The organism is Bordetella genomosp. 7, from assembly GCF_002261265.1.
Classification (GTDB): Bacteria; Pseudomonadota; Gammaproteobacteria; order Burkholderiales; family Burkholderiaceae_B; genus Bordetella_A.
Genome location: NZ_NEVK01000007.1, coordinates 247,662 through 261,380 on the forward strand (window position 1 = coordinate 247,662; position 13,719 = coordinate 261,380).

Below are 13,719 nucleotides of genomic sequence, written 5' to 3' on the forward strand. Positions count from 1 at the left end.
GCTGCTCGTTGGGCTCAGGCGCCCAGGCTGTCGACGTAATCCTGATATCCGAACTCGCGCACGACCCGCACCGTTCCATCCAGTTCCTTGATGGCAATGGAAGGCATGTGCACGCCGTTGAACCAGTTTTTCTTCACCATGGTGTAGCCGGCGGCGTCGCGGATCGACACGCGCGAGCCCGGCTGCAGCGGCTCGGGGAAATCAAACTCGCCAAACACGTCGCCGGCCAGGCACGTGTTGCCGCACACCAGGTAGCGATGCGGGCCTGCATTGGGCTCGACCCGCGCGTCCAGGCGGTAGATCAGCAGATCCAGCATGTGCGCCTCGGTGGCGGCATCGACTACGGCGATCTGCTTGCCATTGACTTGCGTATCCACCACGGTGACTTCCAGCGTCGCGCTATCCTGCACCACGGCCTCGCCCGGCTCCAGGTACACCTGCACGCCATAACGCTTGGAAAACGCCCGCAGCCGCTGGCCCAGTTCTTGCACCGGATAGTCCGGCGCCGTGAAGTGAATGCCGCCGCCCAGGCTTATCCATTCCACGCGTTCGAACAAATGCCCGAAGCGCTCTTCTGTCTGGGTCAGCAACTGGTCAAACCGCGCAAAGTCGCGGTTTTCGCAGTTGTTGTGAATCATGAATCCGCTGACGCGGTCGATCACCGAAGCCACGCGGGCAGGGTCGGGTTCGCCCAGCCGGCTGTACGATCGTGCGGGGTCGGCCAGATCGTAGGCCGCGGCGCTGATCGACGGGTTGAGCCGCAGGCCGCACGGAATGCCCTTTGCCTGCGCATGATGGCGTTCCAGCTGCGAAATCGAATTGAAGATGATCTTGTCCGCGTAGGTCACCGCTTGCGGAATGTCGGCGTCGGGCCATGCCACGCTGTAGGCGTGCGTCTCGCCGCCGAACTTCTCGCGGCCCAGCCGAAGTTCGTTCAGCGATGACGAGGTGGTGCCGTCCAGGTATTCCCGCATCAGGTCAAAGACCGGCCAGGTGGCAAAGCACTTCAGCGCCAGCAATATCTTGGCGCCCGACCACTCGCGCAGCTGCGCGGCGGTGCGCAGGTTGCGTTGCAAGGCGGCTTTATCAATAAGGTAATAAGGCGTACGTATCATCAACGGTTATGCGGGCAAAATTCAGCGGCCTGCGGCGCGCGCAAGCAATTCGGGAAACAAGCTGGCGGGCGCCATAGGGCGCCCCGGGGTATTGCTTGGGAAAAGCTGCCGCCTGTGCGTGGTGCGGGGCCCATGGCGCCGCCCCGGTGCGTTTACGCGTCCGGGCGCAACAGGCTAGATCGGCATTCGTTCGCGAAAGCTGTGGCGATGCGGCTCAATCGGCCGGGCCAGGCGGCGCCATACTGGCGACGATCCGGCCATGCGCGGCCGGAGCAAATCAGTTGTGTGGCGATGGGCGTTACTGAATAGCGCAGCGCGGGCGTGCACCACGGAATGCCGCGGATAGCGACAGGAAAATTCTTCCGTTTGGGAGGTGTTCAGGGCAACTGAGACGATCCCCAATTGGAAGAGGGCGTCGGCAGACATGGCGTCCTCCCCAACCAGTAGACAAAAGGCCTCGCGGCGCGGGAAGCACGAAGCCTATCTCAAAGTGTCAATCGATGCAATTATCGCGCACCGTCCAGCCGGGCGAATTTCCGTGAAATCGCCCTAACTTTGCACATATTTGCGTATTATGCCGCATTTTTGCCGCCGCCCGCAGCGCGCCGCTGCCGTGCCAACCGCTCAGTCGCGCGCAATATCCTGCGCTTCCAGGTGCAGTTTATGCAGGATACGGTGAACCACCGGCGCAAAAATAACGCTGAAGGCCGCCAGGAACACCAGGCTGGCATATAGCCCGAACAGGGTCGCGAAGACACGGCCGGCCAGGCTGCCGGGCACTTCCATCAACCCAAAGCCGCTGAGTATGTGCAGCGCGTGCAGTATGGCGTCACCGAAGGCATGCCCCTCAAACGCCATGAAACCGGCCGCGCCCAGCGCCGCAGACAAGGCCAGCAACCCCAGCACGTACATCGCGTGCTTGCACAGGCGCCATGCAAAGCGCTCAACCGTCAGCAGCCGTTCGGAAACATGCTCGTACATAATGCGGGCAAGAATAGCCCAACTGCCGGGTAAAGCAAGACGGCCGGATACTTCCGTGGTGAAATCGCGCTGCGCCCACTTGAAACGACGCTTATGCAAAACAATATGCCGCAAACGGCGCCTGCCGGAAAACTGGCCATCATGGCGGCCCTGCCCAAAGAACTGGAAGGCCTGACGCAAGCCATGGGGCCGACGGTAACCATACAAACCATCGCGATGCGCGACTTCTACCTGGGAGAGATCGCGGGGCAGCCGTGCGTAGTGGTACTGAGCCGCATCGGAAAGGTGGCCGCAGCCACGACGACCACCATTCTGATAGAACGATTCGGCGTCACGGGGGTTATCTTCGCGGGCCTGGCGGGCGGCATCCATCCGTCGGTCGGCATCGGCGACATCGTCGTGGCCAGCAGTCTCGTGCAGCACGACCTGGACGCCAGGCCCTTGTTTCCCCGCTACGAAGTGCCCCTGCTGGGCCGCTCACACTTCGCGCCCGACGCCGCACTGAGCCAATTGCTGCAGGAACATTCGGAAGGCTATCTGGCGGCGCTTTGCGCAAGCGATGCAACAATTGCCGCAGGCCCTCGCAGGCCCCAGGCGCACCGGGGCGCAATCGCCACCGGCGACATATTCGTCAGCGACGCCGGCGCCGGCGCCGATATCCATGGCCGGCTGCCGGATGTACTTTGCGTGGAAATGGAAGGCGCCGCGATGGCCCAGGTGTGCTACGAATCCGGCATTCCGTACGCCGTGATGCGCGTCATTTCGGACCACGCCGACCCAGGCGCCAAAGAACACTTCGCCGATTTCCTGGAACACCGGGCGGGGCGCTATACCTGCGGCGTGCTTGCAAGGCTGATGGAAAGCCGGGCCACGCAGTTGGCACCCTTGTAAGCGCATACCGTAAATGCGCGGGAAGTCAGGCCGCCGGCGGATTCCAGCCGGGAGCCGCCATCTCGAAACTGGCGAACTCAAACCCCGGCGCCACGGTGCAGCCCACCAGCGTATAGCGGCCCAGGGGCCGCGCAGACTGCCAGCAGCCTGCCGGCACCACGGCCTGCGGCCGTTCGCCACGGGCCAGGTCTGGGCCGAGCGTGATGTCACGGCTGTGTTTGCCGTCCCATAGCCGCAACAGCAACGCGTCGCCCACATAGAAATGCCACACTTCCGCGGCGTCGCGCACACGGTGCCAATGCGAGCTGTCGCCGGCTTCAAGCAGATAATAAATCGCCGTCGAAGCCGCACGCCCGTCGCCACGGGCATCGCGGAAAGTCTCGACAAACCAGCCGCCTTCCGGGTGCTGCTGCATGCCCAGGGTGGTAATGATTTCGCTGGCTTGCACGCTGGCTTGCATAGTGGGGCCTGTATTGACGGTGTCGGGGTTGCCAGCCTAGTGGCGAGAAGCCGCGAGAATCACTACACAACGTTCTTGGGATGGGCCGAAAGGCTGAAGTGGAGCGCGTGATGGGAACATCACACCGCACGCAAGACTTATCGATAAAGGACTTCTTCCGTGCGCCACTGAATTTGGCCGATTATGTACCAGCCCCACCTTCCTGGGCAAAGGCCGGCTCGAAGTCCAGCATGTCCGTGCCGCGCATGCCCATGCCTCGGGCCGCCGCCCGCCAGCCCGCCACGGCCTGGGCCACTTCGTTCCAGATCGCCCGCGCTTGCGCAGCATTCAGCCTGAAATACGGCGCGGCGCTCATCAGCATGTCCCGGCTGTCGATGACACCCGTTCCCTCGGTCAGCCAGGTCTTGCTCTCGCGCCGGTCGCCCGGCATCGGGTTCAGGTCGAAGGCTGGCGACAGGCGCCAGCCGCGCTGGCGCGCGTCGTACAGGAAGCCGGTGTTGCGCAGGTGGTCGTCCGTATTGCAGATCAGGAAATTGAAGACCAGCCGCCGCCACAGCTCATGGATGTCGGCGATCGGATCGGCGCCCAACTGAAGCAGCACATCGACCAGTTCCGTGTAGGCATGCGTCGCGTCGCGACCATCGGACTGGAGCATCGTCGCGGCCGACACGTAAGGAATGCGGCTGCCATCGTCGGTGCGGTCGAAACGCCGGATGACGGCGACCGCCGTGCCGCCGATCACTTCCACGCGGGCCGGCGCCACGCGGATGCCGGCCTTGGCCGCCAGTTGCATGGCCAGCACTTCACCTCTGATCACGTCCCGCCGGTCCGCCTGACTGGGAAACTTGCCGACCGCCAGGCGTCCGTCGGTGTCCCGCACCGTGGACTTCGGCCTGGCGCCACCCAGCGAAGTTCCTTGTCCCAGCAGATAGCGTAGATCCTGCGCGCTTTCCGTTCCGTCTTCCAGGGCGCGAGCCGCGTGGAGCACCTTCTCCAGTTCAACCAGGGGCGGTACATGCCGGTTGGCTCCTCCGGTGCGCAGGTAGGCGCCAGACTGCGGATCGAACAGCCGCAGCGCGCCGACGCGCGCCTCGTCGTTCACCCACATCACGAAGTCCACCGGGTCCAGGGCAGGCGTGTCGCGGTCTTCCTGCCGCAGCTTCGCATGGGCGCGGCGGATCACACGCTCGCCCCAGGCGTCCGGCGCGGTGTCCTCCAGCGCGAGGAAGAACACCTGGCGGGGATGCTGCACGCCGGCCACCGGCTGGAGATCGGGCGACAGCGTGAAGAACCGCGCATCCCGCAGCCAGCCTTCGTCGTAGCTGAACGCGCTGCGCCTGCCGCTGCCCAGGTGCAGGCGCCCCACGATCTGGCCGCTCGCCCCCAGGTGGACTTCGAGGTCCGGACGTCGTGTGGGCCGAGGCGTTGCCATCAGAATCCCTCCAGTTCATCGGAGCGCCCGTTCGCGTCGTCTTCGCCGGCCGCTGCCTTCGAGCGAACCGCCGGGCGCTTCTTGCCGGACGAGGTGCGCACCCGTTGCGGCAACTGCTCCCGCACCAGTTCCAGGCCGACCACATCATTTTCCAGAGTCATCGCCCGAGCCAGTTCATCGAGCCGGCCCAGCACGTGCAGCGCGCGCAGGAAGGTGTGTAGCGCGGTGCCGGGATAGCCATCTTCCATGCGCCTGACGGTGCTCAGGGACGTGCCGATGCGCTGCGCCAGGTCTTCCTGGCTCAGGCGGCGCATGCGCCGCGCCGCCGAGATGTCTTGCCCCAGGCGGCGCAGTGCGCGCGCGACGGGCTGCGGCATGGCCACCTGCGCGCCGGACCGCTTCTGCTCGGAAGTTGGCATCATAATTTAGCTCAAATATGAGCTTAACCATTCAATAAGAACTCATATTTGAGCGTATAAATATCAGGCAGTCAACCTGGGCCAGGCCGTTGCACGGCGGCATCGCGCCCCACGCCCAACGAGCGCAGCGGGGGATCGCGAGCGAGTCGCAGTCAATGCGCTTGACATCGCCAGCCTTGGACTTGGCGAACAGGTGGGAACAGATGGGGTCGCGGCAGAGGACCGAGCCGTGCCGGTGGCTTGCAACCCTGTGAACGCCCTTGGAACGCCCTGGATTGTTGAAGTGGAGCGGGTGATGGGAATCGAACCCACGCTTGAGGCTTGGGAAGCCGCCGTTCTACCATTGAACTACACCCGCCCGGGTGTCGTACCGCGCGCGTACGCGGCAGAGAAGAAAGATTATATCCGGGTTTCCGGGGGCCGGCTTCAGGCATGGCCGCGTGATGCTGCAGCGGCCATGGGCGCGCGCCGGCGTGGCGCAACGCCCACGCCCACCATGCTCAGTTGGCCTTGATGTCGGCCGCCTTCACCACTTTGCCCCAGCGGTCATACTCTTGCTGGGTGTACTGGCCCAGCTTTGCCGGCCCCATGAATTCGGCCTCGGCGCCCTGCTCCGCGGCCTTGGCCTTGAACGCATCGGTCTTCATGATGCCTTCGATCGTGCCGGCCAGTTTGTCCACCACCGCCTGCGGCGTGCCGGCAGGCGCATACATGGCGAACCACGACGACACCAGCAGGTCGGGGTAGCCGGCTTCGGCTGCGGTAGGCACGTCGGGCAGCGAATCCAGGCGGTTGGGCCCGGTGACGGCCAGGGCGCGCAGCTTGCCCGCCTTGATGTGGGGAATCAGCGGAGGCGGCGTGGTAACCGTCATGTCGACAGCGCCGCCCAGCAGGTCGGTCAGCGCGGGCCCGGTGCCCTTGTACGGGATATGCTGGATCTGGATGCCGGCCATCTGCTTGAGCAGTTCGGTGGCGACGTGCTGCAGCGCGCCGTTGCCCGACGAGGCGTAGTTCAATTTGTCGGGATTGGCCTTGGCGTACTCCACCAGCTCTTTCAGCGAATTCACCGGCAGGCTGGGGCGCACCACGATCACCTGCGGCGCCGACAGGATATTGGCCACCGGCGCGAAATCCTTGATCGGATCCCAACCTTGCGGCGGCTGCACGTGCGGCGTGATGGCGTTGTAGCCCGAATACTGCAGCAGCAGCGTATAGCCGTCGGGCTTGGCCTTGGCGACGGCCTGCGAGGCGATCGCCCCCGACGCGCCCGGCTTGTTCTCGACGACCACGCTCTGCCCCAGCGCTTCGCCCAGCGGCTGGGCGATCAGGCGTGCGGACAGGTCGGTGGTGCCGCCCGGCGCCGCCGGAACGAGCAGCGTCACAGGGCGTTCGGGGTAGTCGGCCAGGGCAGTGAAGGGGGTGGCGATCGCGGCCACGGCAACGGCGGCGCAGGCGCGCAGCGGCGCCAGGAAGGGGATACTCATCGAGGTCTCCTGGTGGGATTTGTTATGGGTTGAGGAACATTGCCTGGAACACCCGGGTCAGGCGGCCCCGAACCGCTCGGCCAGCCATGCGGGCGGCCGATGGGTTGCAAGCCGATGGCCAGCGGCCAGCAGCGGGGGATGGAATTCGCGCTGCACCAGGCGCGGCAACTTGCCGACGACATCCAGCAGCGGCTGCAGGGAAACGCCGGTTTGCACGCCCATGCACTCGAACATATGGACCAGCTCTTCGGTATTGACGTTGCCGCTTGCGCCGGGCGCGTAGGGGCAGCCACCCAGCCCGCCCGCCGCGGCGTCAAAGCGCGTCACGCCCGTCTGCCAGGCGGCCACGGCGTTGGCCAGCGCCATGCCGCGCGTGTTGTGCAGGTGCACCGTAATGGGCATGCCGGGCAATGCGCGCGCGGTCTGTTCGCACAGCGCGGCTACCTGCGTCGGGTACGCCATGCCGGTGGTGTCGCACAGCGTCACGCCCGACGCGCCCGCCTCGGCCAACTGGCCGGCCAGGCGCAGCACGTCGTCGGTGGGCACGTCGCCATCGAACGGGCAGCCAAAGGCGGTAGACAGCGACACGTTGCATGGCACCCCGGCGCCTTGCGCGGCGTGCAGGATGTTGACCAGCTCGGCCAACGACTGGTCGCGCGTCATGCGCAGGTTGGCACGGTTATGCGTCTCGCTGGACGACATCACCAGGTTCAATTCATCGGTGCCTACCTCGAGCGCGCGCTCCAGGCCGCGAATATTCGGCACCAGCGCGGTGTAGATGACGCCCGGCTGGCGCTGGATCCGGCGCATGACGTCCTGCGCATCGGCCAGTGCGGGAATGGCCTTGGGCGACGTAAAGCTGGTGACTTCGATACGCGCAAACCCGCAGGCCGACAGCGCATCAACCAGCGCAACCTTGTCGTCGGTGGCGACGAAGGCCTTTTCTATCTGCAGGCCGTCGCGCGGGCCGACTTCGTTGATTGCTATGCGAGAAGGCCCGGTATTCATGCAATGACTCCACGCTGGCGCAATTGTTCGCGCTGCTCTTCAGTAAGCCCGGCCGACGCCAGCACGGCGTCGGTATGTTCGCCCAACGTAGGGGCGCGGTCGCGAACCTTGCCGGGGTTGCCCGACAGCACGGGAAACACGGCCGGCATTTCCACTCGCACCCCGGTGGCCCCCCGGATCTCGGCAATGGCGTTGCGCGCGCGGTAGTGCGGGTCGCGCGCAATATCGGCCACGTTGTAGATGCGCCCGCTCGGCACGCCGGCCTCGCGCATCGCGTCCAGCACGTCGTCAATGCTGCGGTCGGACGTCCACGCGCCGATCGCAGCGTCGATTTCTTCTACCCTGGCGGCCCGTCCGTCGTTGTGGGCCAAGGCGGGGTCGCGGCCCAGGTCTTCGCGGCCGATGCACGACATCAGCCGCTGGAAAATCGTGTCGCCATTGCCGGCGATAAGCACGTAGCCATCGTTGCAGCGATAGGCGTTGGACGGCGCGATGCCCGGCAGCGACGAGCCGGCCGGCTCGCGCACCACACCGAATGCGGTGTATTCGGGCAGCAGGCTTTCGGTCAGGTTGAACAGGCTTTCATACAGGGCGGCGTCGATCACCTGCCCTTGGCCGCCGCGCGCATCGCGCTGGTACAGCGCCAGCAGCACGCCCAGCGCGCCATGCAGCCCGGCTATGGTGTCCCCCAGCGACAGGCCCGCGCGCACGGGCGCGCGACCCGGCTCGCCATTCAGGTAGCGCAGCCCCGCCATGGCCTCGCCGATGGCGGCGAAGCCAGGCTCGCGCGCCTTGGGCCCGGTCTGGCCATAGCCCGAAATGCGCAGCATGATCAGCCGCGGGTTCAATTCGTGCAGCACTTCCCAGGACAGCCCCCATTTCTCCATGGTGCCCGGGCGGAAGTTCTCGATAAGCACGTCGGCCTGGCTGGCCAGCAAGCGCACGATCTCCTGCCCTTCTTGCTGGCGCAGGTCTACGCACACCGACTGCTTGTTGCGCGACTGGGCTTCCCACCATACCGAAGTGCCCTGGTGCAGCAGGCGCCACTTGCGCAGCGGGTCGCCCTGCCCGGGCGGTTCGACTTTGACGACCTGCGCGCCAAAATCGGCCAGCGTCTTGGCCGCGAAAGGCCCGGCGATCAGTTGGCCCAGTTCCAGTACGCGTATGCCGGCGAGTATCTGCCCTGCCATTGCCGCTCCAGCGATTGTTAAGCACTCGATCCGGTAGTGTGCGCGAAATGGGCGTGCGCGCGAATGCTTAATGCGGGAAACGGGGGTTCCTGAAACGAGAAGGCCCCTAGCAGGCGGGCGCCGGATCGGGCCGCAAGTGCGTCAACAGCAGCCGGGCCGCAACGGTCAGCGCGTCGATATCGCGCACGCCCAGCAGCAGCCAGCGGCGCGCCCAGGAGTCAGTCAGCGGAATCAACCGGATGGCCATCGAGCGTGCGTGCGGCGCGGCCGCCAGGCGCGGCAACACGCCAACGCCCCCGGTGGCCACCACCATGCGGCACATGGCGTCAAAGCTGCGAACCTGGATGCGCAGCCGCATCGCCTTGTCCAGGCGGGCACACTCTTCGGTCAGGCGCGTGGCCAGCGACGTCGTCTGGGGCAGGCTGACATACGCATAGTCCAGCGTTTCGGCAAATGCCACCTGCGGCAAGTTGGCCAGGGGATGGCGCTGCGGGGTGATCAGCACCAGGTCGTCCGAGCGGTACGGCACCGTCACCAGCCCCTGGGCCGGCGTACGGTCGGCAAATACGCCTATATCGGCCCGGTTTTCGAGCACGGCCGTAACAATTTCGGTGCTGTTCAGTTCTTCCAGGTCTACGCGCACCGCGGGGTGTTCGTCCATGAAAGCCGCCAGATCTTCGGGCAAGAATTGCGTCAGTGCCGACGTATTGGCGGCGATGCGCACCTGGCCGCGCACGCCCTCGGCAAAGTCGGACAGGGTCACCGCCATCTGTTCGACCTCTTGCAGCACACGCTGGGCGTGAGCCAAGCAGGCCTGGCCGGCGTCGGTAAGCGCCACCCCGGCGGTATTGCGGTACAGCAGCGGCGTGCCCAGCACGGCTTCCAGGTCGGAAATACGTTTACTGGCAGCCCCCACGGCCAGGTGCGACTGCCGCGCGCCGGCCGAAATGCTGCCCGCCCGGGCCACCGCCACAAAGAGCGCCAGCGTTGTCAGGTCGAAGCGAGAAAAATTCATGCCGCCGATGCTACTCCACAACGCGCCCCGCAGCCGCTGCCGGCCCACTACAATCCAGGCTATGAACACGAGCACTCCCGAATCCCAGGGCGCCGGCGCCCCTGCCGCCTTGTCGGACGCCACCCAGGCGGCCCTGCGGCCTGCCGATCAGGCGCCCCACAGCCCCGGCGCCACCCACATCCGCAGTTTTGTCCACCGCCGCGGCCATATCACACAGAGCCAGCGCGAAGCGCTCGAAACCCTGCTGGATAAATGGTCCATCCCCTATGCCGACCGCCGGCTGGACCTGGCCGCCGCGTTTGGCCGCGAGGCCCCCACCATCCTGGAAATCGGTTTCGGCATGGGCGAAACCACGCAGAAGATCGCCCAAGCCCGGCCCGACGATAATTTCCTGGGAATCGAGGTCTTCAACGCCGGCGTAGGTTCGCTGTTGCGCCGCATCGAAGAATCGGGCCTGCAGAACCTGCGCATCGTGCAGCACGACGCCGTGGAAGTCGTGCGCGACATGATCGCCCCCGATACGCTGGCGGGCGTGCATATTTACTTTCCAGACCCCTGGCCCAAAAAGCGCCATCACAAGCGTCGCCTGATCCAGCCGCCGTTCGTGTCGCTGCTGGCCAGCCGCATCAAGCCGGGCGGCTACCTGCATTGCGCCACCGATTGGCAGGACTACGCCGTGCAAATGCTGGAAGTCCTGGGCGCCGAACCTTTGTTGCGCAATACGGTGGCCGATTACGCGCCCCGCCCCGAATACCGCCCCCAGACCAAGTTCGAAACGCGCGGCCTGCGCCTGGGGCATGGGGTCTGGGACCTGATCTTCCAAAGGACCGCCTGACGATCATGCTGTATCCCGCTATCGAGCCTTATCGCCACGGCATGCTGGACACCGGCGACGGACACCAGGTCTATTGGGAACTCTGCGGCAATCCGCAGGGCAAACCCGCCGTGTTCCTGCATGGCGGCCCCGGCAGCGGATGCTCGCCCGTGCATCGGCAATTGTTCGACCCGCAGCGCTACAACGTGCTGCTGTTCGACCAGCGCGGCTGCGGCCGTTCTACCCCGCACGCCAGCCTGGACAACAACACCACGTGGCATCTGGTGGCCGACATCGAGCGCCTGCGCACGGAAATCATGGGCGCCGAGCGTTGGCTGGTTTTTGGCGGTTCGTGGGGGTCGACCCTGGCATTGGCTTATGCGCAGACCCATCCCGGGCATGTCACCGAACTGGTGCTGCGAGGCATTTTCGCGCTGCGGCGCGCAGAGCTGCAGTGGTTTTACCAGGAAGGCGCCTCGTGGCTGTTTCCCGACCACTGGGAAGCCTATGTCGCCCCCATTCCGCCGCAAGAGCGCGGCGACATGATCGCCGCCTACCACAAGCGCCTGACTGGCGATGACCCAGCCGAACAACTGCGGGCGGCCAAGGCCTGGAGCAAATGGGAAGACAGCACCATCACGCTGTTGCCCAGCCCGCGTCATCAGCAGAGCCATGCCGCCGACCGCGCGGCGCTGGCATTCGCGCGCATCGAGAACCACTATTTCATGAACGGCGGCTTCATGGAAGACGGGCAGCTGATACGCGACGCCCACAAGTTGCACGGAATTCCCGGCACCATCGTGCAGGGCCGGTACGATGTCTGCACGCCCGCGCGCACTGCCTGGGACCTGCATCGCGCATGGCCGCAGGCCAAGTTCCACCTGGTGCCCGACGCCGGGCACGCCTTCGACGAACCCGGCACGCTGGCCCGTCTGATAGAGGCCACCGACGCCTACGCTGCACAGTAGAGAATCACCATGCACATCACGCTCAACGGACAAGCGAACGAGTTTCCGCTGGACACCACCGTGGCCGAACTGCTCCAGACGCTTGGCTACGCGGGCAAGCGCGTCGCCGTCGAACGCAACGGCGAAATCGTGCCCAAAAGCCAGCACGCCGCCACGCGCCTGCGCGATGGCGATCAAGTCGAGATCGTCGTAGCCGTGGGCGGAGGCTGACGCCGCCCGCACAACACATTGTGAGATTTATCAACGGTGCGCTACCCCAGCCCCTTTCGGGCTTGCGCGCGCCGTTTCGCGTAGTACCCTGACGCCTGTATTTCTGGCCGGCATGCACAGCGCGTGGCGCACATGCCCGCCCCAGACAGGGAGTCAGCATGTCGCCCAAAGCCCTGACCGGAGCCCTCTCCGTCCGGCCTTTCGGATCGCTACTATTTCGCATGGCCGGCGCAGCCGGCCGCGCCACGGGATACGCCGCCAGCGTCCTTGCACGGCAATCGTGGGTTGAAGAGCGCATCCTTTTCCTGCGCGCCTGGCGCAACAACCCCAAAGCCATCGGCGCCATCTGGCCTTCCGGCCCGCAGCTGGCCGCCGCCATCACGCACGGCATACACCCCGGCATGGGGCCATGCCTGGAACTCGGGGCGGGAACCGGCGCCTTTACCCGCGCACTGCTCGCGCGCGGCATGCATCCCGAACAGCTGACGCTGGTCGAAATGAACGAGCAGCTTGCCCGCCAACTGCGGCGCGAATTTCCTTCGGCTTATGTGCACCAGGGCGATGCGGCCCGGCTGCAGGGCCAGCAACTGTTCGTCGACGGCCTGGCCGGCGCGGCGGTTTGCGGGTTGCCCCTATTGAACATGCCGGTCAAACAGCAAATCGGCATACTGCGCGGCGCGTTTACGCACATGCGGCCCGGCGCGGCCATGCACCTGTTCACCTACGGGCCGCGCTGCCCGGTATCGCGCCGCGTGCTCGACCGGCTGGGCCTGCGGGCGCGCCGCACCCGGACAGTGTTGGCCAATGTGCCCCCGGCGCACGTGTGGAAACTGACGCGTCGCCCAGTACATGCGGTACGCCGCTGATACGCGCGCAGGTTACATCTTGTCCATATTCCGGCTCGCACGCACCGCGCATTGGGACCATAATCGCTGGGCAAGCAATAAGTTCTGCCAACTTCTGCCTTTGCGTGCTTAACGTTTATTAACAATCACAAGGACATACTATGGGTCTGCTCAGCTTTATCAAAGATGTCGGCGAAAAACTGTTTGGCGCCAACGAAGCCCAGGCGGCCTCCGTTGACGAAATGCAGAAAGAACTCGCCAAGCATGGGTTGAATGCAGATGGCCTGGAAATCAAGGTCGACGGCGACAAGGTCACCGTATCGGGCGAGGCCGCATCCACCGAACAAGCCGAAAAAATCGCGCTGGCGCTGGGCAACACCGTGGGCGTGGCCCAGGTAGACAACCAGCTCACGGCCAAGGAAGCAACGCCCGAAGCACAGATGTACACGGTACAGAAAGGCGACAACCTCTGGAAGATCGCCGAAGCGCACTACGGCAAGGGCCAGGGCGCCAAGCACACGGTCATCTTCGAAGCCAACAAGCCGATGCTCACCCATCCGGACAAAATCTATCCGGGCCAGGTGCTGCGCATCCCGCCGCTGAACTGAACCGCACAAACCGGCAAACCCCGCAGCGTTTGCCGGTTTGTATCGGAGTGGGCCCTCCCCGTTCGCTCCGATCATCTTGGCCAGGCGCTTGCCTGGCCTTTTTTTTGCGGGACGCCGAAGCCGGTCGCCATGCCCTTGAAGGAAAGCTGGTCAGCCGGTGTCTGACTCCGAAGATACCGTCTTGGCAGTCAAGTGGCTAACGCGTAATCGCTGCGATATGGGGTGCGGTTTTTAAGCACGCCGAAGCATAGGTGGACCAGCTTGCGCATGGCTGCCCCG

15 protein-coding genes and 1 tRNA gene are annotated in these 13,719 nt (G+C 65.2%); 6 read left to right on the top strand and 10 right to left on the bottom strand.

What is annotated here, in order from left to right:
* Positions 1-14: 14 nt before the first annotated feature.
* Complete coding sequence (locus CAL19_RS15780) at positions 15-1,115, bottom strand: carboxynorspermidine decarboxylase (protein ID WP_026639005.1); 1,101 nt, start codon at positions 1,113-1,115, stop codon at positions 15-17.
* 624 nt (positions 1,116-1,739) lie between these two features.
* Entirely contained in the window at positions 1,740-2,096 is a 357-nt protein-coding gene (locus CAL19_RS15785; protein WP_026639004.1) for a hypothetical protein, read from the bottom strand.
* A 93-nt stretch (positions 2,097-2,189) separates the two neighbouring features.
* On the opposite strand from CAL19_RS15785, the gene CAL19_RS15790 reads away from it, so the two are divergent.
* Positions 2,190-2,987, top strand: a complete 798-nt coding sequence (locus CAL19_RS15790; RefSeq protein WP_249276330.1) for a 5'-methylthioadenosine/adenosylhomocysteine nucleosidase — start codon at positions 2,190-2,192, stop codon at positions 2,985-2,987.
* Between the two features lie 25 nt (positions 2,988-3,012).
* Here CAL19_RS15790 and CAL19_RS15795 read toward each other — a convergent pair whose 3' ends face one another.
* The 8 genes from CAL19_RS15795 to CAL19_RS15830 form a co-directional block, all read right to left on the bottom strand.
* A complete protein-coding gene (locus CAL19_RS15795; RefSeq protein ID WP_249276331.1) occupies positions 3,013-3,447 on the bottom strand; it encodes a cupin domain-containing protein in 435 nt (144 codons plus the stop codon).
* Positions 3,448-3,628: 181 nt separating this feature from the next.
* On the bottom strand, positions 3,629-4,879 hold the full coding sequence (locus CAL19_RS15800) for a type II toxin-antitoxin system HipA family toxin (RefSeq protein ID WP_094797324.1): 1,251 nt from the start codon (positions 4,877-4,879) through the stop codon (positions 3,629-3,631).
* Entirely contained in the window at positions 4,879-5,304 is a 426-nt protein-coding gene (locus CAL19_RS15805; RefSeq protein ID WP_026639000.1) for a helix-turn-helix domain-containing protein, read from the bottom strand. The genes CAL19_RS15800 and CAL19_RS15805 overlap by 1 nt, the downstream gene beginning before the upstream one ends.
* A gap of 278 nt (positions 5,305-5,582) precedes the next feature.
* Positions 5,583-5,656 (bottom strand) — tRNA-Gly (locus tag CAL19_RS15810).
* Between the two features lie 142 nt (positions 5,657-5,798).
* On the bottom strand, positions 5,799-6,782 hold the full coding sequence (locus tag CAL19_RS15815; protein WP_094797325.1) for a Bug family tripartite tricarboxylate transporter substrate binding protein: 984 nt from the start codon (positions 6,780-6,782) through the stop codon (positions 5,799-5,801).
* 57 nt (positions 6,783-6,839) lie between these two features.
* Complete coding sequence (locus CAL19_RS15820; protein WP_094797326.1) at positions 6,840-7,790, bottom strand: hydroxymethylglutaryl-CoA lyase; 951 nt, start codon at positions 7,788-7,790, stop codon at positions 6,840-6,842.
* Positions 7,787-8,980, bottom strand: a complete 1,194-nt coding sequence (locus tag CAL19_RS15825) for a CaiB/BaiF CoA transferase family protein (RefSeq protein WP_094797327.1) — start codon at positions 8,978-8,980, stop codon at positions 7,787-7,789. The genes CAL19_RS15820 and CAL19_RS15825 overlap by 4 nt, the downstream gene beginning before the upstream one ends.
* A 106-nt stretch (positions 8,981-9,086) precedes the next feature.
* Entirely contained in the window at positions 9,087-9,995 is a 909-nt protein-coding gene (locus tag CAL19_RS15830; RefSeq protein ID WP_026638996.1) for a LysR substrate-binding domain-containing protein, read from the bottom strand.
* Positions 9,996-10,056: 61 nt separating this feature from the next.
* Between CAL19_RS15830 and trmB the strand changes: the two genes are divergently transcribed.
* From trmB to lysM, 5 genes are all read left to right on the top strand, one after another.
* Positions 10,057-10,830: a tRNA (guanosine(46)-N7)-methyltransferase TrmB gene (gene trmB / locus CAL19_RS15835; protein WP_094797328.1), complete on the top strand. Its 774-nt coding sequence runs from the start codon at positions 10,057-10,059 to the stop codon at positions 10,828-10,830.
* A 5-nt stretch (positions 10,831-10,835) separates the two neighbouring features.
* Positions 10,836-11,777 carry a prolyl aminopeptidase gene (pip, locus tag CAL19_RS15840; protein WP_094797329.1) on the top strand — a complete coding sequence of 314 codons (942 nt, stop codon included), beginning with the start codon at positions 10,836-10,838 and terminating at the stop codon, positions 11,775-11,777.
* Between the two features lie 9 nt (positions 11,778-11,786).
* Positions 11,787-11,987, top strand: coding sequence for a sulfur carrier protein ThiS (thiS, locus tag CAL19_RS15845; protein ID WP_026638993.1), 201 nt, complete (start codon positions 11,787-11,789; stop codon positions 11,985-11,987).
* Positions 11,988-12,145: 158 nt separating this feature from the next.
* Positions 12,146-12,853, top strand: coding sequence for a class I SAM-dependent methyltransferase (locus CAL19_RS15850; RefSeq protein WP_231494542.1), 708 nt, complete (start codon positions 12,146-12,148; stop codon positions 12,851-12,853).
* A gap of 140 nt (positions 12,854-12,993) precedes the next feature.
* Positions 12,994-13,440: a peptidoglycan-binding protein LysM gene (gene lysM, locus CAL19_RS15855; RefSeq protein WP_026638991.1), complete on the top strand. Its 447-nt coding sequence runs from the start codon at positions 12,994-12,996 to the stop codon at positions 13,438-13,440.
* Positions 13,441-13,719: the final 279 nt, after the last annotated feature.